Raw genomic sequence first — 20,831 nt, 5'->3', positions numbered from 1 at the left:
CACAATGTCCCATGCTGCGATCTGGACTTCCACAGGAATAATTCTTGTACTTTTTATCCTTCTGGTAATAATTCTTCAAGGAACCCTAATATAAAAGGATGAATAGAAAAGGTGAAGCTTGACTCAAGCTTCACCTTTTCTTGTTAATTTTTTACAAGTTCTTCGTTAGAACGGGAAGACGAAGTGGAACGGTTAAATCCACGATCACGTCCATAATCACGGCTTCCTTCGTTACGTCCACCGCCGCGATTGTCGCGTGAAGCATAGTCTCTGCTTCCACCGCCGCCATCTCTGCGAGGAGGTCTCGATCCGGAACCGGAGTTCGAACCAGAACGGTCATAAGGCTTATCGTTACGACGAGCGCCTGCTGCTGTTCCGTAAGTACCAGATGGTTTACGGCCTGAGCTGCGTACATCCTGTCTTCTCTTTTTAGCGCGAAGCGGCTCTTCAGGTGTCAATTCGATAGCTACTTCTTTTTTATCGCCTGTCAGCAATTTCAATGCCGAGGCAAGAAGATGAACAGAATCATGCTGCTCCAACAGTTGAATTGCCAAGCCTTTGTACTCGTTATGATCTTCTTTATCAAGCAACGCAAGAATACGTTCAGCCGTAACTTTTTGTTTCCCTTCGATAGCTTCTGCCAAACTAGGAATCGGCTTTTTCGTGATTTTGTGGCGAGTCAGCTTCTCAATGAAGTTCAAATGATCGATTTCTCTTGGAGTTACGAATGTGTATGCCGCACCTTCTTTACCAGCGCGTCCTGTACGACCAATACGGTGAACATAGCTCTCAGGGTCTTGCGGCAAGTCAAAGTTGATAACGTGAGTAACACCGGAAACGTCCAATCCACGAGCTGCTACGTCTGTTGCTACCAATACATCGATGCTTCCGTCACGGAACTTCCGCATAACGTTGTCACGTTGGTTTTGGGACAAATCTCCATGTAAACCTTCCGCTGTATAACCGCGCTTTTGCAAGCCTTCTGCTAATTCATCAACCCGGCGTTTTGTACGGCCAAAGATGATAGCCAGATCCGGAGACTCCATGTCGATCAAGCGGCATAATGCATCGAATTTCTGTCTTTCTTGCAATTCAATATAGGATTGCTCGATTAATGGAGCACTCATTTGCTTAGGAATTACAGACACATGCTCTGGGTTACGCAAAAATTGTTGAGCTAATCTTTGAATATTAACAGGCATTGTAGCTGAGAAAAGCATAGTTTGACGTTCTGCCGGAACCAGCTTCAGGATAGATTGGATATCTTCCATGAAACCCATATCCAACATTTCGTCCGCTTCATCCAGAATAACGGTTTGCACATCATCCAACTTGATTGTTTTGCGATTGATATGGTCCAATAACCGGCCTGGAGTTCCGATAATGATTTGCGGTTTTTTCTTCAAAGAACGAATTTGCTTCACGATGTCCTGTCCACCATAGATCGGTAAAGAACGGATACCTTTAAATCTGCCTAGCTTCTCGATTTCTTCTGCAACCTGAATGGCCAACTCACGTGTTGGGCACATAATCAAAGCTACGATTTTCTCTTCTCTTACATCAATTTTATTTACCAACGGGATTCCGAATGCCGCTGTTTTGCCTGTACCTGTTTGTGCTTGACCGATCAAATCGCGATTATCCATTGCAATGGGCATTGCCTTTTCTTGAATCGGTGTTGATTCTTCAAAGCCCATTTCCGTAATGGCACGAAGCACCTTTGGTTCCAAGCCGAACTCGCTAAAATTTTTCAAATGTTTTCAATCTCCTTTAGAATAGGGTTCTTATTTATTTATACCCTTAAGTGCGACTCCTATATCCTTTTATTGTATCTGCAAAATGCGTCCGAAGCATTCGTAATTACATACGCAAGGCCGTACTTAAGAATATCTTCAATATTATATCACAACCAAATTTCAAATTCCAGAAATTTCAGTTTGAAACCTGCACTTCCTCTTTATCGTATACATTAGTTATAATGATAAAAACGAATACTTACTATACATGCTGCAAAAGGAGCGAACCCATTATGTCGATTTGGAAAAGAGTCGGTTCTATCATTAAGAGCAACAAGGAACAGCCCATAGTAAAAACATCCAATCCTATAGAGGATACACAAGTTGGAGACATTATAAACGTTGATCTCGAAGAATATGTGGTTTCCGGCAAGCTCATTTACTTTGACAGAGGTTATCCTCCTCATCGTTTTGTATACTATTTACAGAATGGTACGGCCATCTCCAGTTTGCTAGTAGAGAAAGGGCGCGCCTATGAATGCTTTGTCTGTCATTTTATCGAAGGTGCACTCGATGATCCTAATGATGTTCCGACTGAGCTTGATCTCAACGGAGAGGTTACCTACAGCTTGGAAAATCAGCGTACCGACCTGGTGCGAGCTGAAGGAAACACCGATTTTCGTGCAAATGATGATGTTATTTTATGGAGATATATTGGATCGGAAGGGCGTTATTTCTTCCTTCAATGGCAAGATGGAAAGTTTGTCGCTATGGAAGGAACCAAAACCCCTGCAGGTCAAATCAAGTTTTTAAAAGGCAGCCACTAGAAGACACAGCGGATACGGAACTAACCGTATGGAGGTGATTTCGTTATGAAAAAGCGTTCACTGCAATTACTTTCAATTTTACTTGTATTTTCTTTGCTTGTAGGCTGCGGAGATGCCGGTAATTATGTGAAAGAAAATTATACGCTGGTAGATGTGCAGGGCCAAGGTAAGAGTACCGCAAAAATTTACTCGGTTGAAGGAAAAGATGTTCCAACTGTAGCAAAGGAAATCTCCGATAAAGAAAAGCCGAAAGAAACAAGTAAAGAATCAGCCGATCAAATGTTCCTTGTGTATGATAATAAGATAGTAAATGTACAGAAGGATCCTAATAATGAAAACACTTCTCTTGTCGAAGTAGACTCGATTGAATATGCCAAGCAGAACTATGACTCCTCTTTTCTTCAAGGCTATATAGCTGCATCATTAATTCAATCCGTATTCGGGGGAGGATGGAGTAATTCCCGCGGCAATGATTATCGAGGTTATACATCAAGCAAGAGATATGACGATTATGGTAAATACCAAACAGCGCCAAAAACGGGCGGCAGTACGGCTACATCGCCTACAACAACGCCGACTAAACCAACTCCTGCAACAACAGACCGTAAAGGCAGCTTCAATAGTGCACCAACAACTAATTCACCATCTGCCACAACACCGCCAAAAAGTTCGAGCGGCAGCAATAGCAGTACGAATACACGTAAAAATGATGGATCCTCATCAACCTACAAATCACCAAGCAGCAGTAAATCAGGCTCCAGCTCTAAACCAAGTACAAGCACACGCTCCGGATCCTTTAAAAAGAAATAAATGTTCATATAAAAGCTTCACTCTCAGCATTTGCCGGGAGTGAAGCTTTATTTTTATTGAACTGCTTTATTTTATTGAAAAAAAGCTCCCCGTTGCGGTTTGATTTAAACGACCTAATCCATACTAAGCTTATCATCACAATCAGGAGGATGAGCTTATTGTTCCGAATATGGATCGTTCCATTGCTGTCAATTATTATCGGTTCAGCATTAGTAGCAGTAGCCTTCAACCTTTTTCTTGTTCCACAGCAGCTTCTTAGCGGCGGTCTATCAGGCATTTCTATGATTGTTAGTTATTTTACGGGATGGAACATCTCCATAGTGTTTTTGCTGAGCAATTTACCTGTCGTTTTGTTTGGCTTGATAAGAATCGGACGTAAGTTCATCATCTTGAGTGTAGTGTCGGTTATTATGACATCATGGTTTTTACGGCTGGTCCCTACGTACGTGGTAGCTCAAGACAGTATGCTTGCCGCAGTTACCGGAGGTGTACTTATAGGCATAGCTACAGGTATTGCGATGCGTGCTGGAGGATCGACAGGAGGATTCGATATTATTGGGTCCATATTGACACAAAGACGTGATTTTCCGCTTGGTACCGTATTATTTATATTAAATGGTGTTGTCATTGTTGCCTTGGGTTATTACAAAAATGATTGGGATTTGGCCCTTAACTCCATGCTTTCAATATTCATTACCGGCAAAATTATCGATACCATACATACACGTCATTTAAAAGTAACCGTTTATATTATTACGCAATCCAAAGACGCGCTGCTTGAACGTTTAATGCTCCTGCAAAGAGGCGTCACGATACTGACAACGGAAGGCGCTTATACTAAAAAAGAACAGCATATGCTGATGACCGTTACAACCCGCTATGATCTAGTAAGTTTGCAAAATATGATCAAGGCAACAGATCCCGACGCTTTTGTAAATATTGTTGAAACGATTGCAATAATGGGCCAGTTCAGGCGGAATTAGTCCGAATCTTAGAAAAATAAACCATACATATTTTCAACCGATATGGTATAATAGAAGCAGTAATTTCATTTGAATCCTCATTCTTTACCTTTGTTTATCAAGTAAGTCAAGCCTGATCTTCTCTAACAGATGACGAGGAAGGGTGATGCTTGTGGAAACAGTAAAGTTGTCAGCGATTGTGATGAGATTGACTCCCGAGTTATATCCTTTTTTGAAGCGGGCCGAGCTCGAGTTTGAGATTGTACTGCGGAACGGGCTTGAAGCTTTGGAAGCTGAAGACGCAATGGAAATTATTCAATACAGCATTTCAGAACAACAAAAGGACGCCTTGCTCCATTAAGGGGCAGCGTCTTTATTTTAATGTAACGGGCAAAATGTTATCGTTCTGTAATATTTGCATGTTATATTCTGTCTAGATAATGGTATGATAGACATGTTAACTTAAATCGGAGGTGTATTATATGGGAGCTTTATCTCCATGGCATATTATATTGATCGCTCTTGTAGCATTGTTGTTATTCGGACCCAATAAATTGCCAGAACTTGGACGAGGCTTTGGTAAAATGTTCCGGGAGTTTAAAGAAGCTACATCCGGCAATAGCTCAACACCAGACGAACCCGCTGCTCCAGCAAAGAAAGAACTGCATGTTGCTCAGGAACAGCAGCACAGTACTACTGAACAGCAGTCCAACTTGCCTAAATAATTGGATTGGCCTATCAACTTAGCAGACCAATAAGTAAGACTAGATTCTGTTATTTCAATCGCTTCCATAAGAAAGCGCATTAGTAAAGCCGAGCACAATTGATGTGCCCGGCCTTTTTGTTTTCTCAGAGAATCTTCGACAGCCCTTCACAGCGAACCACCCAGGTGCCGTCTTGCGGAAAACCAGGAGCATGCTGCTCCCCGCTCCCCTCCCAGCCGCAAGCCATGATCGCAATAGCAGTCAAGAGCCCGCCATTCCCTGGTAAATAAGCTGTTAGCCCAGGTCGTTGGTAATTATGTCCGTTAGGAAAATAAATATTTTTTATTTGATCCATCAGCAGCATGTCGACCGCTATATTTCCTTCACCTAAACGTGCTGCTGTCATAGCGGCCATCGGAAAATCCCAACCCCAAGCTGTTTCCCATTTCCATTCGGATATGACTTTTTTCAAAGTATTCCTCATTATCTCAGGGTCGACCAGCTTACCTGGAAGGATGCCAAGCGCACCAAGCATTGATGGATGATCCTCGTTAAATCTAGTGAAGGAATCCGGACACCATTCATGCGCAAGGTATACCCCTTCTTCATTAACGGGAAGCGCGGCTATATGTGTACCAATATGATCCCAGTCGGGATCACGCATAAGGCCGAGACGTTCCCTCCACATTTGAGCAATTTCCAATCCGTATTTCCAGTACTCAAGCTCAAACGTTGGATTCAACGTTTCCTCTGGAGCATGATTTTCTTGTGCAGGAATAACAGGCGGCCCTAATACATAACGCTTAGACTGCTCCTCCCATACTGCAAAGGATGCCATGAATGCTGCACTATCCTGCACAATATCTTTATATTTGAGAAGAGTTTCCCTATTCGGATGACTGCGGTAGCATAATTCAGCCATAGCAATAGGATGCGGCTGCTGCCAAATGAGCAAAGTTCCGATTGGAGATGGGCTTTGCAAACCGCCCGGATCAACCATTTTGGGCCAGCGCGCTCCCTCATATCCCTGGGATTTTGCTAATTCATGTGCGACAGGTAAAATACGGCAGTACCAGTCCATGCTTTTCTCCAGCATGCCAGTACGCCCCCACAGCGCAAAATGAGCGGCATGCCACCAATGCATTTCAAGATGGAACTTACCGTACCAGCTATTATACAGGAGACCTGTTTCTTGGGGCGGCAATGAGCCTGAACAATGAATAGCGGTCTGATATTGAGAGAGCACAACTCGGCGCTCCAGTTCAACTGCTCGCGGGTCCATGCTTCCGCTGAAGTCAACCGCCCCACCCTCGCTCCAAAATTCACGCCAATAGGCTTGGCTCGCTAATTTTACATCTTCAAAGCTGTAACTATTCAGTCCTTCATCACTGGAACTGAATCCAATAGTAAGCTCAAGTCTACTTGCTGTACGCGATGGTACCAAAACATAGCTGTGATCACTTTCCTGTTGGATATCGCCATCTGACCATGCTGCTATAACTGTATATCCATCATCATCCATACTGCGCTTCCAGCTAGCGGTTGAGGCTTTGGGTGATTCCATGCTAGTATGATGACTCTTATCCTTATTCCAATTCAAGTCGATGCTTTCAGCCCATTCATTGGACTCAACCTCTTGAGAGGGAAAACTGATGCGCACAGCAAGGCGTTCATCAGAAAGCAGAGCTGATTCTACAGATATAGCAATCTGATCGGACCCTGGATGACAGCAAGTCGTAACCGTTACCAGACTCCCTTGTACCTCAAACCGACTCGTAATAATACCCTCCCACAAGGAGAGGGTTTGCTCCACCTCGTGCAGATCTTCAAGCTTTGCCTCACTGCCATCGACCAGACGTATATGCAGCCCAATCTGGCCAAGCTGCATCCGATGGGGATTTTGCCTGAGCCAATGAAAAGCCTCCTCCTGACCGGAAGCGTCCGTTGCATATCCAACTGCTCGTCCGTAAGTTTCAAAAGGCTTAAGCTGAATATGCTCCTGCTTGAAGCGATCATGGCCTCCTGAGCTATGCCAGCCCCATTGCGATTGTGTGCCCAAAGGAACCTGATATTGATCCGGAAAGCTCTGTAAACCAGTGATATCCACTGTATAAGCGAATTCACCGTTACCAACTGTCAGTGGAGATAAAAGCTCCGCTTGCTTCAATACAGGATTATGTCTGCTTACCAATGCATAACGGTCAATCTTTTCATCCATTTGATCACCTTTTTTAATATATTTTTCAAGCTTATACTAATCAGCCGTTCAAAAGATTCTCTTCATGTTACAAAGACTTACTACTAAACTATATGGGAAGCTCTTACATTTCGTCTATGCGTAATCTGTGTTTATATTGCATTATATTGCGAAAAACCGCTCAGCCACTAGAGGCTGAACGGTTTCTTTTGTTTTTGTTCGTAGGCATGCGTTCCCAACAGCAGTATTGCGGCTATAGCCGTCATTATCGCTCCGAAAATATACATCGCAGAGCCACCCCATAAATCTTTTATAAAGCCTCCCACGAAGCCTCCTGCTAGACCAGCCAATCCCAAAAATACAGCGGACAGTAAAGCAAGACCTGTAGAGCGCATCTCTTCCGGTACTAATCGCACCGCATATTGCACAGACACAATCCAGAATACAGCAAAAGTTACGGATTGCATTACTTGCATAAGCGTAAGTATCGTCGGGTCCATGATTACAGCATACAAGATCCACCTGATCGTATATAGAATGGCTACAACACCCAATAGTGCGAGCTCATGAAAACGGTGCATGTATCTGCTGAGCAATGCAAAGGTAGGAACCTCACTTACTGCTGCAAGCGCCCATGCCCAGCCAGCCATCGAATCACTTGCTCCCAGGTCTTTTAAATGAAGCACGAGCAAGCCGTCATTCATTCGATGCGGAACTATAAGAATGAAAACCAATACCAGAAACCAAAGAAACTGCTTATTTTTTACAATGCTTAGAACTGCTGAAGCTGTAATACGCTGCCCGCTGCCCTTCTCATCCTTCAAAAAGATCAAAAGAACAAGCGGCAGCACCCAGATCGACCAATACAATAATGGAATATGTTGAATGCCGCCGAGTGCATCCAGCACTGAACCAGCAATTAATGCTATCAATGTAAAACCAAGCGATCCCCATAATCGTACCGATCCATAAGACTTCCCTGCCTGTAGCGTAGCTTTAACCGTAATACTGTCCAATAGAGGTACGGAGGATAGCATGAAAAAATAAAGCAGCATCATAAAAATAAACGCCCAGCCATAGCCATCGGTATGAAAAATGCCTACGCTGGAAGCTATTGTCATCACCCAAAGGGAGAAAATAATGAGCTTAAGTGTGTTATAACGATCTCCCAAATATCCCCATAACGGCTGGGCAAATATCGCCACAAATGGCCCAAACATCATTAGCAAGCCGATTTGCGAGGATGAATAGCCTTTATGCCCGAAATAAATCGGAAGAAATGGCATAAGAGCTGCTGTAGTAGCATAGTATGAAAGATTTAAGCCGCGCAGCGTCCATATTTGCTTTTTCATAACACCTGTCCTTTTTTGTTTATAAAATGTCACTTTTCCCGAAATCCCAACAAAATGCGTCAAACTTCTCTATCAACCTATCAACTTCTCTATTATAATGGAGAATATCATTCTGGCAAGGAGAGATAGACACGCATGGAACTTTTACTAGCCTCGCTGTTAATGGTAATGGGTCAGGTAGGAACGGATCATCCCGATGTGAGCTTCGAGCAGCTTGTTCAAGCATCACTGGATTCCAAAAATGCTATTGTCCAACAAGCAGCACCTGGTCTTGCGGCCAACCCCAATGATCGGCTAATGCCCGTTAATAAGAAGGACCCTCAAACAGACGCACCTAAAGTAAAAGGCGTTTATGTTACAGCTCACAGTGCCGGAGGGGCACGAATGAACACCTTATTAAAACTACTGGACGATACGGATTTAAACTCTGTTGTAGTTGATATCAAAGACGATTGGGGCTATATTACTTATCCAACTGGCAACCCGGAACTTGAAGCTATGGATACAACACAGAAGATCATTTCGGATATGCCCAAATTCATGACTACGCTGCGGGAGCATCAAGTCTACCCCATTGCCCGTATTGTCGTCTTCAAAGATACCGTGTTAGCCAAGAAGCGTCCTAAACTATCTTATGTCAATCCGGACGGGACCTTGTGGAACAATGGCAAAGACAGCTTTGTGAATCCCTACATGAAAGAGGTATGGGATTATAATATCGCCGTTGCGAAGGAAGCCGCCAAAGCCGGTTTTAAAGAAATTCAGTTTGACTACGTGCGGTTCCCCGAAGGCTTCGAGAAGCGCGCCGATACGTTAAAATATGAAAAAGACGACCGTTCGAGAATCGATGCGGTTGCCGAATTTGTGAAGTACGCAAGAGAACAGCTCACGCCTCTTGGCATAAGAGTTTCCGTCGATATTTTTGGTTATGCCGCTTCTGTGCCCGCTGCTGAAGGGATTGGACAGGATTTTGTGAAAATTTCTCAAAATGTTGATGTCATCTGCCCGATGATTTATCCAAGCCATTACAGCACAGGCTGGTTCGGTGCCAAAGTACCGGATGCTGCACCATATGTCACTATAGACGGAGCCTCCAAGGATACTCATAAAAAACTGGACCCAATAGGTGATCTGAAGCCTCTTGTACGTCCATGGATTCAAGATTTCACAGCCTCTTGGGTGCAGGGCTATGTGAAATACGGCAAGCACGAAGTCGAAGAACAAATCAGAGCTCTTAAAGACAACGGCGTTGAAGAATTTCTGTTATGGAATGCTGTTAATACGTACACACCAAATGTAGATTACAATAAGAGCTGATGATAAAATATCTCCACAAAGTGGGGTCTTACTTCGAAGTTGATTCAAATACTTGCGGGGAGCCCCGAAACATATAAATACTTTTATTAAAAGAGACCCCGCAGAAAAAGCGACAAGAAATCGCTGATTCTGCGGGGTCTTTTTGAATAATCTCTATAAGTTAGATAATTGCCAGTTTATTTCTGCTGTGCCTTGGCTGCGAAGAAAAGCATTCGCTTTAGAAAATGGCTTGCTCCCAAAAAATCCGCGATAAGCTGATAAAGGGCTGGGATGTACGGATCGAATAATTGGATGCCGTTTATTCGTAATGAGCTGGATTTTTTGTTGTGCATGGCTTCCCCATAAAATAAACACTATTGGCTCTTCCCGCTTATTCAAGTACCCGATGACGCTATCGGTAAACCGCTCCCACCCTTTCCCTTTATGCGAATTGGGCGAAGCTTCCCTTACGGTCAGCACTGTGTTCAGCAGCAGCACTCCCTGCTCAGCCCAGCCTGCCAAATATCCATGGTTTGGAATGATGCAGCCCAAATCTTCCTGCAGCTCTTTAAACATGTTTTGGAGGGAAGGTGGTGCGGGAACCCCGGGCTTAACGGAAAAACTCAAGCCATGCGCTTGTCCTGCTCCATGATAAGGATCCTGCCCCAATATGACGACTTTAACATCAGCGTATGCTGTTAAATGCAGCGCATTATAAATATCATGCATATTCGGATATACCGTTTGTTTTTGAAACTCTTCCTTTAAAAACTGCCGAAGCTCGATATAGTAAGCCTGCTCAAACTCCGGTGCCAACAGTTCGGCCCAATCATTTTTTAATATGGACATGATAAAATTTTCACTCCAGCCTTTTACAATTTCCGGAAGGTTTTCACCATCGAAACGAAATAATTAAGCGTTCGAGCTACGCGCTCTCTTATTTTATCATGAGCAGGCGCTCCATCGGATGTAAAGCTTCTCTGCTCTCCTCCGATCGAGATCCATTCAGGACAATTCACACCATGAACATTACGTACTATCGTTTGCAGCTGCTGCAGCGAGCTGACGCCCACAGCCCCGCCCGCCGAACTGACAGACAGCACTACCTTGCCATCGAATTCATCGAAGCCTGCGTAATCAAGCGCATTTTTCAAAATGCCGCTAGGTGCTCCGTGATAATCCGGTGTCGCTAACACTATACCATCGGCTTCCCTTAAGCTCTTTATGAACAAACCTACATTCGTATCGTCTGAAGCGACACGCGGTCTGTAGAATGGCATTGGCAGCTCATACAAAGAGAGCAGCGTAACCTTGCATCCCATTTCTTCTAACACCTTTTGGAGATGTCTACATAATTGGGTGCTCGTTGCATTCTCTCGGTTGCTCCCTGCAATAATTGTAATTCGAGCCATTGCTATCGCTCCTCACTGTACTTGTACTTACTTTACATACATAATAGTATATAAAAGTTTGATGGGTCAATGGTGCCCTATGTTTCAGTATTGTATGTGCTTGCATGTAATTTCCCTTTTTCGATACAATGGTAAGAACGAAATAACTAAAGGAGATGTTCTCCATGCTGTCTATTGGATCTATTGCCCCATCATTTGAAGCCGATAGCACCCGAGGCACGATAAATCTGCAGCACTATTTAGGAAAGCAGCCTATCGTGCTGATCTTCTATCCGAAGGACGAAACACCCATATGTACCAAACAGCTATGCGCTGCTCGTGATTCTGCTTCTCAATATGCCGAATTCAATGCACTCGTATTGGGCATTAACCCGGGCACGCTTGAGGAGCACAGGCAATTTTCGCAGAAATTTCTGTATGACTTCCCACTCGTGTCTGACACCGATGAGACAATTCGGCAGCTGTTCGATGTAGGTAAAATCTTCTTGCTGGGCCAGCAGCGCTGCGTAATTGTCATAGGTATTAAAGGGGATATTATCTATGCCAAAAAGGGAAACCGCCCGACAGCCGAAATATTGAATGCTTTGAAGCAGGGGTGATAGCAAATTACGTTACTGCAAATTCATGATATCTTCCCTGATGATTATTCAGTCAATAAGAAAAGCTTCGGGTCGAAGCACTTTCGGGGAAAATACATTCGTGTCTAAGTTGTTGCTTTTCTTGCAATATCAGACTTGTTCAGCTCCGTTTTTGATATTATAAGAAAACCATCTTGCGGAGTCCTTGGAAAGTCTGTCCCAAAATTCATTTTAGGACAGCACATCCACCATTTTATCCTGATTATTAAATATGCAAAAGAACCCTCCATATTAAAGGCTCTTTTGCACATTGTATCGGATTCATTCGCTCTCAATAGGGTTTACCCATTTGAGATAGCCCTTCTTAAGTACTCTCAACGAATAGCAGAGATGAACTCGCTTTCCACCGCGTGCTAATCGCAGGGTTCATTTACAGCATGGCAATGGCAGCCTACCGAACCCCACGCAATTATCAGGAAAATATCACGTTATTTCTCCCGAAAATAGTGTTTCAAGCCATATAACTGGAATTTCTCCTGCTAATTCTAAGGATTTGGGCTGATCACAGCCATATCACCTTGATTAGCAGGAGTTTTTCCAGTTAGATTGCTTTCAAACGATAAACAAGCTGGATTAACGGGAGGATTTCCATCTAACGTCTTTCTTTCCTTCTTTCTTTCTCGCAGCCGTCCGAAAATTCTAGTTTCCTTTAGAATGAAAGCAAACTTTGAACATCCGTTCTCGCTCCATGACTTATGCAACATTAGAAGGGAAATTCCCACCTTAGCGCTGTAAGGTATTTAAATTTTCATATCTGGACAAAAAAACATGCTGCCTCTTGTTGGCACAAGACGGCGCATGTTCCTCCTTTAAAAAACTTATCGATTATTGAGACAATCTCTTTGCTAATTCGTACAGCTCCATATTGAATTCTCTCTTGGTGTTTACAACCTTGTCAATATCGGTTAGTACTAATTCGCCTTTGACAATACCGCAGCCTTTGCCGGACTCGCCTTCAATTAATTTACGCACTGCGAAGTCACCCAAGCTGCTCGCCAGTATACGATCATTATGCGTTGGCGCTCCGCCGCGCTGAATATGGCCCAATACAGTTACACGCGGTTCAATACCCGTGTTCTTCGTAATTTCGGTAGCAATATCCTCGCCCTTGCAAACTCCCTCTGCAACCAAAATAATACTGTGACGTTTTCCAAGATTAAAATTGTCTACCATTCGTTGAGAAACTTCTGTCAGATCAAACGGAACCTCTGGTACAAGAATCGTTTCCGCTCCGCTCGCTAGCCCCGCATACAAAGCTATTTCACCGCAATGGCGGCCCATAACTTCAACTACGGAGGAACGCTCGTGAGAGCTCATAGTGTCGCGTAATTTGTTGATAGCATCCACTACAATACTAACCGCTGTATCGAATCCAATTGTGAAATCTGTAAAAGGAATGTCATTATCGATAGTACCAGGAAGCCCCATTGTATTAATCCCAAGCTTGTTCAGCTTGTTGGCGCCTTGATAGGAACCGTCGCCTCCGATTACAACCAGCCCGTCGATTCCTCTCTTACGGAGGTTATCCGCGCCAATCTGCTGTCCTTCCGGCGTCATAAATTCCTTACAGCGCGCCGTCTGCAGAATAGTTCCGCCTCTTTGAATGATATCGCCGACGCTGCGCAAATCCATAGGCCGGATATCATCATTAATCAGACCCGCATATCCGCGCTGTACTGCAAAAACTTCCAAACCATGAAATAACCCGCTGCGTACTACGGCACGTACCGCCGCGTTCATTCCTTGCGAATCTCCGCCGCTTGTTAGTACGGCTATTTTTTTGACTGTCATGTATGGTTTCCTCCTGAGAGTTTTTGTTGAAAATGATTCGTAACCTTTGGCTTAATTGCAACAATTAAAAGGTTTTACGAATTAATATGCTGTTGATAAAGAAAAACATCCGCATTAGCGGGCTCCCCTTCATCAGTAGTCGCGATATTTGCTTCACCTGTCTCTGTTTACTAACCTTCGGATCGGACAAATAGAGCGCGAGCAAGCCTTCAATAATCATTCTGTGAAAGGATGGATGCTCCAGCCGGTCTGCTCTCATTCTCGACTCGAGCACAATAACAGCAATGCGTTCGACTGTTTGATCCATCCCATCATAATAGCTGCAAAAATTCAAATCGCCGCCAAGCTCGTCTTCCTCTTGATCAATTAAATAATCCAGCAATATATGCAGCGAGCATATATAGGGAAAATACGCTTCTCGTATCGCTTCCACGGTTTCCTGCTTCAGTTGGGAATCAGATGCGGCCATAAACAGCATAAAAACACCTAATGTCGAGCCTGTAGCAGCAGCAAATTCATTCCAGCTTATATTGGGAAATCTGGTTTCATAAGCTTTCCACCAGTCTAACAACGCCGCCTCTCTAAGCTCCTGCCGGACATGCTTGTACACCTGAAGGTCGCAGTACAATCCAACCAGCTCTTGAACATGGCCTGCAACAAGAGAATAGGAAGGCAGCAGTCTAAGGCTGGCTTGACATGTCTTTACCAGCTCATCCAGGTAACCGCCATCCTCTTTTTCTATGCGATAACTGTAATAATCATGCATAGGCTCAGCAGGATCCACCGCATCCAGCATGGACTGGTGGAGCATGCGAAAATCTTCGGGATCCATCGATGTGCTTCGATCGCATAGATTATCCAAATAATCGCTTATCGTTTGAAAAGCAACAATAAGCGGAATCATCACGTGACGCATCTGCAATCTGGCTACGGCGTATACAGCACCACCCTGACAATGAAACTGCTTGCTCGTCATGCTGGCTATTGCCTGCTTCTGCAATTCAGCGTCAGGGATCTCTTCTGCCTTGCGCCGCCAATACTGCAGCTGATCGCGCACCTCCGGCAAAACATAGCGGTACACGCGCAGCATCAAATGAAACGGATTACGCGGAACAAGAGCTATGCGGCGGGCTTCAAAGCTCAATCCGTTTCCCTCCGGTCTGCTCCAAAGCATACTCCAGCAGCAGCTTCATTTCGACCCACTGAATCTCCAGCAGTAAAGCTTCCGCTTGAGCTTCTTGGGCGACAGTAACCTGCTGCTGAACAATATCAACGAATAAGTAAGGGTCCCATTCCGAGTCTGCCATAAGCCTATCCAGTTGACCTTTCAGTGTTGCGCTTTGAATGAAGTCCGATTCATATGGATGGTACAGATACTTGGCTTGTTCCAGTAAGGCTGCAAACACAGTATGCGCTCCAACCTGACGAAACCAATACTTAGCGTTACTGTAATCCCCTTCCATCCGGTGCATAATCCCATGCCAATAACTTCCCGTAGGGTTGTGTATGTCCTGCGAAAGCTCATGAGATTTGTCCAAGCTTTCATTCAACAGATGCAAGCCCGCCTTAACAGACGAAGCATAGGCCGCTCTCCGGGAATCCATATCCTGCATAGGCAGCTTAGCGATCCTTATATCGAGCAAATCATCCCATTCTTCAGCAGGATAAAGTGAAGGTCGGTGTTCTGACAACTTATCCCACAGCTTTTGCACCGCTTCCGTCCATTCCATCATGCATTCACCTTCTTCATTGGAATCAGCCACTAAAACTCATAACGTCTATTATAATATAAGAGAAGCTTCTATAGAAGTCCCTTTACTAAAGATACATTCATTCCAATTGGAAAACTAATGGTGAGCTGCTGAAGCTGTGACATCCTGATTTACCCTAAACCAGAGATGCAATTCATTGATTGTTCCTGCCAGATCGGCAATTTCCGAATTCAATTGGCATGAATATTTGAAATTATCCTCTATATTCAGCTGGTTTTGCTTCGCAATAATGATACGCTCCAATCGTTTAACTTGATCGGGAATCGTACCGCGAATTTCTTCCCAATGAAGTAATATTATCGATCTTTCTTCCTCCGTATAATCTTCCCATTCCTTCTCAAAATGAGGAAGCGGAATACCGAGACGATCATCGATGATGAAATTCCAGGACATCGAAATCTCCACCTTTCCAAGTTAACCCTACCTTTTTTATTCAATAAATGTACCACGAACCCCAAGCTACTGCTAGTGGAATGTATCAAATTTACACTTTGAATACCCCCAATCTATGTTATACTAGAGCAATTGATTTCATCTTTTTCCAGTAGGAGTCCTGAATCTATGAGCAGCAACCAAGAACAGACAGTCACCTTTAAGCAGTTGTTGATGTTTTTTATACCACTAGGAGTCTCATCGAGCTTGATCACAATCTCTCATGTTATCATCAACAGTACACTGGCTCGTTCGGCTAATCCTGAGATCATCATTGCCTGCTATGCTTTACCAATGAGTATATTAGGATTAACTGAAAAGCCGGCTCTCCTTATGAGGCAAACATGCTCAGCATTAGTACGCGATCGCGTTTCGTTCCGGGCAATGTCAATTGTTAATTGGTATGTGCTCGCATGTGTCTTAATCTTGGGCTCCCTAATTTGCTACACTCCACTTGGCAGGTGGGTCTTTTTGTATTTCTTTGGAGCAAGCGAGGAGCTTGTCAAGCCGATGATCCAGACGTACCAAGTGCTTATGTTTGTCAGTATATTCTCAGCTCTGCGCTGTATGTACCAAGGCATCATCATCTTTAATATGAGGACTAAATGGCTAACCATCGGTATGTTTTTTCGACTATCTGCTATGTATTCGCTTTCCCTTTACTACATACAAACCAATCAAGTAAACAGCGCACAGGTCGGAGCCATTATATTTCTGGTCGGCATGATGGTCGAAGCCGCTGTCAGTGTTTGGGAAGGACGATCGCTGCTGAAAAAAATTCCGGAGAAGAAGCCGGATCATCCCGTTGAACACCCGCGGCAAATTTTTCACTTTTACAAGCCGCTGCTTTATTCATCTATAATTGCAGTTATCATCGGACCTTCCATTAACGCATTTCTTGGAAAAACGATGGACTTCCAACTGGCCGTTGCATCCTTCACCATTGCAGCCAGCCTTACGCAGCTTGTCATCAGCTTCTTCTCTTACATTCATCAAATCGTATTAAACTTTTACCGCAAGGACCCAGCTTCTGTTATGCGTTTTACGCTGATTCTTGCTTTTATACCGGGCCTATTGATTGCTATTGTTTCCTACACACCGCTCGGACCTTGGTTTATGCAAAATGTGATGGGTGTGAATGAACGCTTGATGCACGCCAGCCTGGATACATTAAGAGTGTTTACAATTATGACACTTGTTTTTCCTTGGCTTGATTTTGGCAACGGTCTGGTATTACTGCGCGGAGAAACAAAGCTTATGGTTTGGTCACAGGCGGCCAATGTCGCAACAACTTTAATTACCTTGACGATATGCATTTTATTAAGTCCAGGATGGAATGGAATGATAGGAGCGCTTGCCCAATCATTCGGTGTAGCGGCAGAAGCAACCGTTGTATGGTATGTTCTCCGTGCTATCGGTAAATCGACCGGCAAAACGGGATTCCGCTCTACACTAAAATCTTAGAAACGAGTGATCCATTTGAACAGCGCTATGCAGCAGAAAAAAGCTAACTATACAGTGCTGCGGGGATTCAGCTTTGCATTTTACAGTACAATGGCCGTTATTACATCTTATTTCCCTTTATATTTCCAATCCAAAGGCTTTTCCGCTCTTCAAATTGGGCTTTTATATTCCATCGGTCCGATGATCAGCATCGTCTCCAATCTGTTCTGGGGATTTATGAGCGATAAGTTCCATACTGTGAAAAAAATACTCGTCGGTATTTTGGTATGCCAACTAATTATGGCGTTTTTCGTATCTCAAAGTTTGCATTTTGGATTATTGATGGCGTTGATGGCCTTGTTCTTCTTTTTCCAATCACCTACGAGCTCATTAACGGATAGCCTGACATTACTGACCATTAGGGGGACTAAAAAAAGCTACGCGTCCTTCCGCCTTTGGGGCTCAATTGGTTTTGCCGCCGCATCGCTCGTATTTGGTATATGGCTTAAAGAGAACGGGCCTAACTATACGTTTCTATTATGTCTTGGCACAATCAGTATTTCGCTTATGCTTTCATTGTTTTTGACCGATGTCCAAAGCACCACATTTAAAAAGCCGGATTTCCGCGTACTTGCCAAAATCATCGGCTCCAAACGATTCTTAATGTTCCTGTTGTCAGTGATGATAGTCTCTGTTGCACATCGGTTTAATGACGGCTTCCTCGGCTTGTTCCTTCAACGGCTGGGGGCGGATCAATCCATTGTCGGCTGGGCTTGGCTTGTTTCAGCCTCGAGCGAGATTCCCGCATTTCTTTTGCTAAGCAAATATGGGCATCGTTATAAGGAGCTTCCGCTTCTTGTTGTGTGCAGCCTCGTCTATGTGATCAGGTTTATATTCATGAGTCAAATCGAGAATCCGCTGCTGGTCATCGCGGTTCAAGCTCTTCACAGCATCTCCTTCGGCATCTTCATGTTCACGGTTATCCGTTATATCCAGCGCATAGTTCCTGATGAATACCGGGCTACCGGTCAAGCCATCTATGCGGTTACTTGGTCAGGCATGGCTGGGCTTTTAAGCGGTGTAATAGGCGGCTGGGTATTTAATATAGCGGGACCCCACGTTATGTATGGCGTCGGAGCTATCCTTGCATTCATTGGCATGATAAGCTTCCTGCTTCTGCACCTATTGCAGCGCGAAACGGAAGATTGAGACAACGACTACGAACCCTTTTTTACAGCTTGGAATCGCTTCTTGCAGCCGCTATCCAATTAAGGATGGCGGCTTTGACATTTTCTGCAACATTTCGACAACGACTCACGTCTTACTTAAGTAAGTTTACAATTGTAACGGAGGGGTTATGTGCTTGCAGTAGAAAGACTGTCACACTGGTTTATCAATGGCGGAGAAGAAACTCCGGTGCTTCACAACATTCATTTTACCGTTGAAAAAGGGGAGATTATCGCCCTGCTCGGAAGCTCAGGCTCAGGTAAATCAACGCTACTGAATCTAATGGCCGGCCTTATGAAGCCAAGTGAGGGGAGCATCCTGATTAACAGCCACCCCATCGAGAAAATGACTGAGAACCAGCTGGCTGAATTTCGCCGCACTCAGATCGGTTTTATTTTTCAATCCTACGAATTAATTCCCCACTTAACGGTACGGGAAAATGTAGAGCTTCCTTTAGTGTTTCAAAGTATAAAGGCGAAAACCCGCAAAGAAAAAGCACTGGCACTGCTCAACAAAGTCGGTTTGAGGGAAAAAAGTGAGCTGTTCCCTTCCCAGCTTTCCGGTGGTCAGCAGCAGCGGGTTAGCATTGCTCGTTCGCTAATAACTGAACCTGCCATTGTATTTGCTGACGAGCCTACCGGTAACCTGGATACAAAAACCGAAAAAGAAATCATCGATCTCATTATTGAGCTAAATCATACATTATCTATCACTTTTGTAATTGTTACTCATGAGTTGGAGGTAGCAAGACGCACTCGCCGGGTTATACAGCTTCGCGATGGATTTTTAGTGGAGGACGCCTCGTGGGCAGGTGAACCCGAATGAAAGGCTTCGATTATTTACGTCTTGGTTGGGATCAGTTGAGACGCCGGATGGTCGTCACTGCTTTATGCACAATGGGGATAGCCATAGGTTCAGCTTCCATTATCGTAGCTCTTTCCTTTGGAGAATCCATCAATCATTACAGCCGCGAACAAATGAGTTATTTCATGAAATCCGACGAAATAACGGTGCGCAACGGATATTCCAATGAAACCAATCAATCCGATCCCAGCGTAGCCAAGCCCTATGAATTAACTAAAGCAAAAATAGAAATTATGCGTGGCTTCCCCCATGTCAAAGCCATCGCAACCTATCAAACGCTCAACTCCTTTAAATTCGATATAGACAGTAAAAAAGGACGAATTAACAACATATTCGCAACCGAATTACATACACTCGAGGCTTTCGGCTACGAGCTCCAGCAAGGCAGTGCAAGCGATCAAGAGAACACCATCATTTTGAGCTATGGAGCCACAATGGGGCTATTGGACAAGCAGCTGTCGCGCACACGTTCCTTGCAAATTCAAAACATGTCCGAGGACAGGCAGGTAACAAATAGCTGGAAGCAGCAAATGTACCTCGCTTATCCGGTTTATCAGAAGCAAATTATGTTAAATCCGCAAATTTTCCGTCCTAATGGAACAGAAACCTCAGGAACCGCCATTCCTTTACGTGTGACAGGGATTCTAAAAAAACCTGAGGGTATTCCTGATGATGCCATTATGAATATGAAAACCGCCTTCGTTTCACCTGGAATGGGTAAAAGGCTGCAGGATGCGATCTCTAATATGTATACGAGCAGTACAGATAAATCCAACAACGGCGAAGCTCAGAAAAAACAGGCATCGGAATACAATGAAGTGAAAATTAAAGTTGACCAGAGCATCTATGTGAAGGAAGTCGACGATCTTATCAAAAAGCTCAAGCTTTCCACTGAAACCAACATCCATCGTGAGGAGCAAATGCAAGGTCAATTGGTCATACTGCGCCTTATATTCGGTGGGATCGGCCTGTTCATCCTCTTTGTCGCTTCCATCTCGATCATAGTCGCCATGACCATGTCCACGTATCAAAGAAGAAGGCAAATTGGCATCATGAAAGTGCTCGGCGCTAATTTAAAACAAATCCGCAACATGTTTATGATGGAGTCGGCTCTGCTTGGTTTACTAGGCGGCGGATGCGGCATTTTGCTTTCTTATTGGGTTATTTGGGGAATCAATATTGCCGTCATTCAATTCACTCCACAGCGACCGGGCGCACAGGCCGAGATTTTGTTTATTAGTCCCTGGATCTTACCGGTCGGGTTATTTTTCGCTGTTATGACGGGTGTGCTTTCAGGCATTTATCCGGCTGTAAAAGCTTCACGCACCGATGCATTAACCGCCATCAAACGGGATTAGGAGATATTAC

The 20,831-nt window shown here is 44.2% G+C and carries 21 protein-coding genes; 12 read left to right on the top strand and 9 right to left on the bottom strand.

Translation table 11 applies throughout. From position 1 onward, the window contains the following. Positions 1-4 precede the first annotated feature (4 nt). Complete coding sequence (locus ACFQ0C_RS14995) at positions 5-94, top strand: YjcZ family sporulation protein (protein ID WP_258212698.1); 90 nt, start codon at positions 5-7, stop codon at positions 92-94. A gap of 49 nt (positions 95-143) precedes the next feature. On the opposite strand, the gene cshA is transcribed toward ACFQ0C_RS14995, so the two are convergent. Continuing rightward, positions 144-1,754, bottom strand: coding sequence for a degradosome RNA helicase CshA (cshA, locus tag ACFQ0C_RS14990; RefSeq protein WP_258212697.1), 1,611 nt, complete (start codon positions 1,752-1,754; stop codon positions 144-146). 275 nt (positions 1,755-2,029) lie between these two features. Between cshA and ACFQ0C_RS14985 the strand changes: the two genes are divergently transcribed. From ACFQ0C_RS14985 to tatA, 5 genes are all read left to right on the top strand, one after another. After that, positions 2,030-2,563, top strand: coding sequence for a DUF4178 domain-containing protein (locus ACFQ0C_RS14985; protein WP_258212696.1), 534 nt, complete (start codon positions 2,030-2,032; stop codon positions 2,561-2,563). 45 nt (positions 2,564-2,608) lie between these two features. Next, positions 2,609-3,373, top strand: coding sequence for a DUF4247 domain-containing protein (locus ACFQ0C_RS14980; RefSeq protein WP_379367899.1), 765 nt, complete (start codon positions 2,609-2,611; stop codon positions 3,371-3,373). Between the two features lie 149 nt (positions 3,374-3,522). After that, complete coding sequence (locus ACFQ0C_RS14975; protein ID WP_379367898.1) at positions 3,523-4,356, top strand: YitT family protein; 834 nt, start codon at positions 3,523-3,525, stop codon at positions 4,354-4,356. Positions 4,357-4,501: 145 nt separating this feature from the next. Then, positions 4,502-4,696: a hypothetical protein gene (locus tag ACFQ0C_RS14970; protein WP_258212693.1), complete on the top strand. Its 195-nt coding sequence runs from the start codon at positions 4,502-4,504 to the stop codon at positions 4,694-4,696. Positions 4,697-4,817: 121 nt separating this feature from the next. Continuing rightward, on the top strand, positions 4,818-5,060 hold the full coding sequence (gene tatA, locus ACFQ0C_RS14965; protein WP_258212692.1) for a twin-arginine translocase TatA/TatE family subunit: 243 nt from the start codon (positions 4,818-4,820) through the stop codon (positions 5,058-5,060). Between the two features lie 124 nt (positions 5,061-5,184). Here the strand turns inward: tatA and ACFQ0C_RS14960 are convergent, their stop codons facing one another. Together ACFQ0C_RS14960 and ACFQ0C_RS14955 are read right to left on the bottom strand one after the other, a co-directional pair. Then, positions 5,185-7,257: a glycoside hydrolase family 65 gene (locus ACFQ0C_RS14960; RefSeq protein WP_379367897.1), complete on the bottom strand. Its 2,073-nt coding sequence runs from the start codon at positions 7,255-7,257 to the stop codon at positions 5,185-5,187. Between the two features lie 167 nt (positions 7,258-7,424). Next, positions 7,425-8,588 carry an MFS transporter gene (locus ACFQ0C_RS14955; protein WP_379367896.1) on the bottom strand — a complete coding sequence of 388 codons (1,164 nt, stop codon included), beginning with the start codon at positions 8,586-8,588 and terminating at the stop codon, positions 7,425-7,427. Between the two features lie 135 nt (positions 8,589-8,723). On the opposite strand from ACFQ0C_RS14955, the gene ACFQ0C_RS14950 reads away from it, so the two are divergent. Beyond that, the gene (locus tag ACFQ0C_RS14950) at positions 8,724-9,905 is read left to right on the top strand and encodes a putative glycoside hydrolase (protein WP_379367895.1); all 1,182 of its coding nucleotides are present in this window, start codon (positions 8,724-8,726) and stop codon (positions 9,903-9,905) included. Between the two features lie 153 nt (positions 9,906-10,058). Here the strand turns inward: ACFQ0C_RS14950 and ACFQ0C_RS14945 are convergent, their stop codons facing one another. Then, positions 10,059-10,736 (bottom strand): uracil-DNA glycosylase, encoded by a 678-nt coding sequence (locus ACFQ0C_RS14945; RefSeq protein WP_379367963.1) that lies wholly within the window; start codon positions 10,734-10,736, stop codon positions 10,059-10,061. A gap of 20 nt (positions 10,737-10,756) precedes the next feature. After that, on the bottom strand, positions 10,757-11,296 hold the full coding sequence (locus ACFQ0C_RS14940; protein WP_258212687.1) for an NADPH-dependent FMN reductase: 540 nt from the start codon (positions 11,294-11,296) through the stop codon (positions 10,757-10,759). Between the two features lie 164 nt (positions 11,297-11,460). On the opposite strand from ACFQ0C_RS14940, the gene ACFQ0C_RS14935 reads away from it, so the two are divergent. After that, the gene (locus ACFQ0C_RS14935; RefSeq protein WP_379367894.1) at positions 11,461-11,895 is read left to right on the top strand and encodes a peroxiredoxin; all 435 of its coding nucleotides are present in this window, start codon (positions 11,461-11,463) and stop codon (positions 11,893-11,895) included. A gap of 864 nt (positions 11,896-12,759) precedes the next feature. Here the strand turns inward: ACFQ0C_RS14935 and pfkA are convergent. From pfkA to ACFQ0C_RS14915, 4 genes are all read right to left on the bottom strand, one after another. Continuing rightward, positions 12,760-13,725, bottom strand: a complete 966-nt coding sequence (gene pfkA / locus ACFQ0C_RS14930; protein WP_379367893.1) for a 6-phosphofructokinase — start codon at positions 13,723-13,725, stop codon at positions 12,760-12,762. A gap of 64 nt (positions 13,726-13,789) precedes the next feature. Beyond that, positions 13,790-14,815: a tetraprenyl-beta-curcumene synthase family protein gene (locus ACFQ0C_RS14925; protein WP_379367962.1), complete on the bottom strand. Its 1,026-nt coding sequence runs from the start codon at positions 14,813-14,815 to the stop codon at positions 13,790-13,792. 43 nt (positions 14,816-14,858) lie between these two features. Further along, a complete protein-coding gene (locus ACFQ0C_RS14920; RefSeq protein WP_379367892.1) occupies positions 14,859-15,458 on the bottom strand; it encodes a hypothetical protein in 600 nt (199 codons plus the stop codon). A gap of 114 nt (positions 15,459-15,572) precedes the next feature. Continuing rightward, a complete protein-coding gene (locus tag ACFQ0C_RS14915) occupies positions 15,573-15,890 on the bottom strand; it encodes a hypothetical protein (RefSeq protein ID WP_258212683.1) in 318 nt (105 codons plus the stop codon). Positions 15,891-16,058: 168 nt separating this feature from the next. Between ACFQ0C_RS14915 and ACFQ0C_RS14910 the strand changes: the two genes are divergently transcribed. The 4 genes from ACFQ0C_RS14910 (at position 16,059) to ACFQ0C_RS14895 (ending at position 20,821) form a co-directional block, all read left to right on the top strand. Further along, on the top strand, positions 16,059-17,393 hold the full coding sequence (locus ACFQ0C_RS14910; RefSeq protein ID WP_379367891.1) for a polysaccharide biosynthesis protein: 1,335 nt from the start codon (positions 16,059-16,061) through the stop codon (positions 17,391-17,393). Positions 17,394-17,408: 15 nt separating this feature from the next. After that, the gene (locus ACFQ0C_RS14905; RefSeq protein WP_379367890.1) at positions 17,409-18,581 is read left to right on the top strand and encodes an MFS transporter; all 1,173 of its coding nucleotides are present in this window, start codon (positions 17,409-17,411) and stop codon (positions 18,579-18,581) included. A gap of 150 nt (positions 18,582-18,731) precedes the next feature. Beyond that, a complete protein-coding gene (locus ACFQ0C_RS14900; RefSeq protein ID WP_379367889.1) occupies positions 18,732-19,424 on the top strand; it encodes an ABC transporter ATP-binding protein in 693 nt (230 codons plus the stop codon). After that, positions 19,421-20,821, top strand: a complete 1,401-nt coding sequence (locus ACFQ0C_RS14895) for an ABC transporter permease (protein ID WP_379367888.1) — start codon at positions 19,421-19,423, stop codon at positions 20,819-20,821. Before ACFQ0C_RS14900 ends, ACFQ0C_RS14895 begins: the two co-directional genes overlap by 4 nt. Positions 20,822-20,831: the final 10 nt, after the last annotated feature.

This window comes from Paenibacillus sp. GCM10027630 (genome assembly GCF_042676305.1).
Taxonomy (GTDB): domain Bacteria; phylum Bacillota; class Bacilli; order Paenibacillales; family NBRC-103111; genus Paenibacillus_S.
This window is presented reverse-complemented; position numbering and strand designations above follow the sequence as displayed.

Excerpts from the sequence above, each read along its gene's own strand:
- ACFQ0C_RS14995 (WP_258212698.1), top strand. The coding sequence starts at position 5 with ATGTCCCATGCTGCGATCTGGACTTCCACAGGAATAATTCTTGTACTT.
- ACFQ0C_RS14985 (WP_258212696.1), top strand. The coding sequence starts at position 2,030 with ATGTCGATTTGGAAAAGAGTCGGTTCTATCATTAAGAGCAACAAGGAA.
- ACFQ0C_RS14980 (WP_379367899.1), top strand. The coding sequence starts at position 2,609 with ATGAAAAAGCGTTCACTGCAATTACTTTCAATTTTACTTGTATTTTCT.
- ACFQ0C_RS14975 (WP_379367898.1), top strand. The coding sequence starts at position 3,523 with ATGAGCTTATTGTTCCGAATATGGATCGTTCCATTGCTGTCAATTATT.
- ACFQ0C_RS14970 (WP_258212693.1), top strand. The coding sequence starts at position 4,502 with ATGCTTGTGGAAACAGTAAAGTTGTCAGCGATTGTGATGAGATTGACT.
- tatA (WP_258212692.1), top strand. The coding sequence starts at position 4,818 with ATGGGAGCTTTATCTCCATGGCATATTATATTGATCGCTCTTGTAGCA.
- ACFQ0C_RS14960 (WP_379367897.1), bottom strand. The coding sequence starts at position 7,257 with ATGGATGAAAAGATTGACCGTTATGCATTGGTAAGCAGACATAATCCT.
- ACFQ0C_RS14955 (WP_379367896.1), bottom strand. The coding sequence starts at position 8,588 with ATGAAAAAGCAAATATGGACGCTGCGCGGCTTAAATCTTTCATACTAT.
- ACFQ0C_RS14950 (WP_379367895.1), top strand. The coding sequence starts at position 8,724 with ATGGAACTTTTACTAGCCTCGCTGTTAATGGTAATGGGTCAGGTAGGA.
- ACFQ0C_RS14940 (WP_258212687.1), bottom strand. The coding sequence starts at position 11,296 with ATGGCTCGAATTACAATTATTGCAGGGAGCAACCGAGAGAATGCAACG.
- ACFQ0C_RS14935 (WP_379367894.1), top strand. The coding sequence starts at position 11,461 with ATGCTGTCTATTGGATCTATTGCCCCATCATTTGAAGCCGATAGCACC.
- pfkA (WP_379367893.1), bottom strand. The coding sequence starts at position 13,725 with ATGACAGTCAAAAAAATAGCCGTACTAACAAGCGGCGGAGATTCGCAA.
- ACFQ0C_RS14925 (WP_379367962.1), bottom strand. The coding sequence starts at position 14,815 with ATGCTGCGCGTGTACCGCTATGTTTTGCCGGAGGTGCGCGATCAGCTG.
- ACFQ0C_RS14920 (WP_379367892.1), bottom strand. The coding sequence starts at position 15,458 with ATGATGGAATGGACGGAAGCGGTGCAAAAGCTGTGGGATAAGTTGTCA.
- ACFQ0C_RS14915 (WP_258212683.1), bottom strand. The coding sequence starts at position 15,890 with ATGTCCTGGAATTTCATCATCGATGATCGTCTCGGTATTCCGCTTCCT.
- ACFQ0C_RS14910 (WP_379367891.1), top strand. The coding sequence starts at position 16,059 with ATGAGCAGCAACCAAGAACAGACAGTCACCTTTAAGCAGTTGTTGATG.
- ACFQ0C_RS14895 (WP_379367888.1), top strand. The coding sequence starts at position 19,421 with ATGAAAGGCTTCGATTATTTACGTCTTGGTTGGGATCAGTTGAGACGC.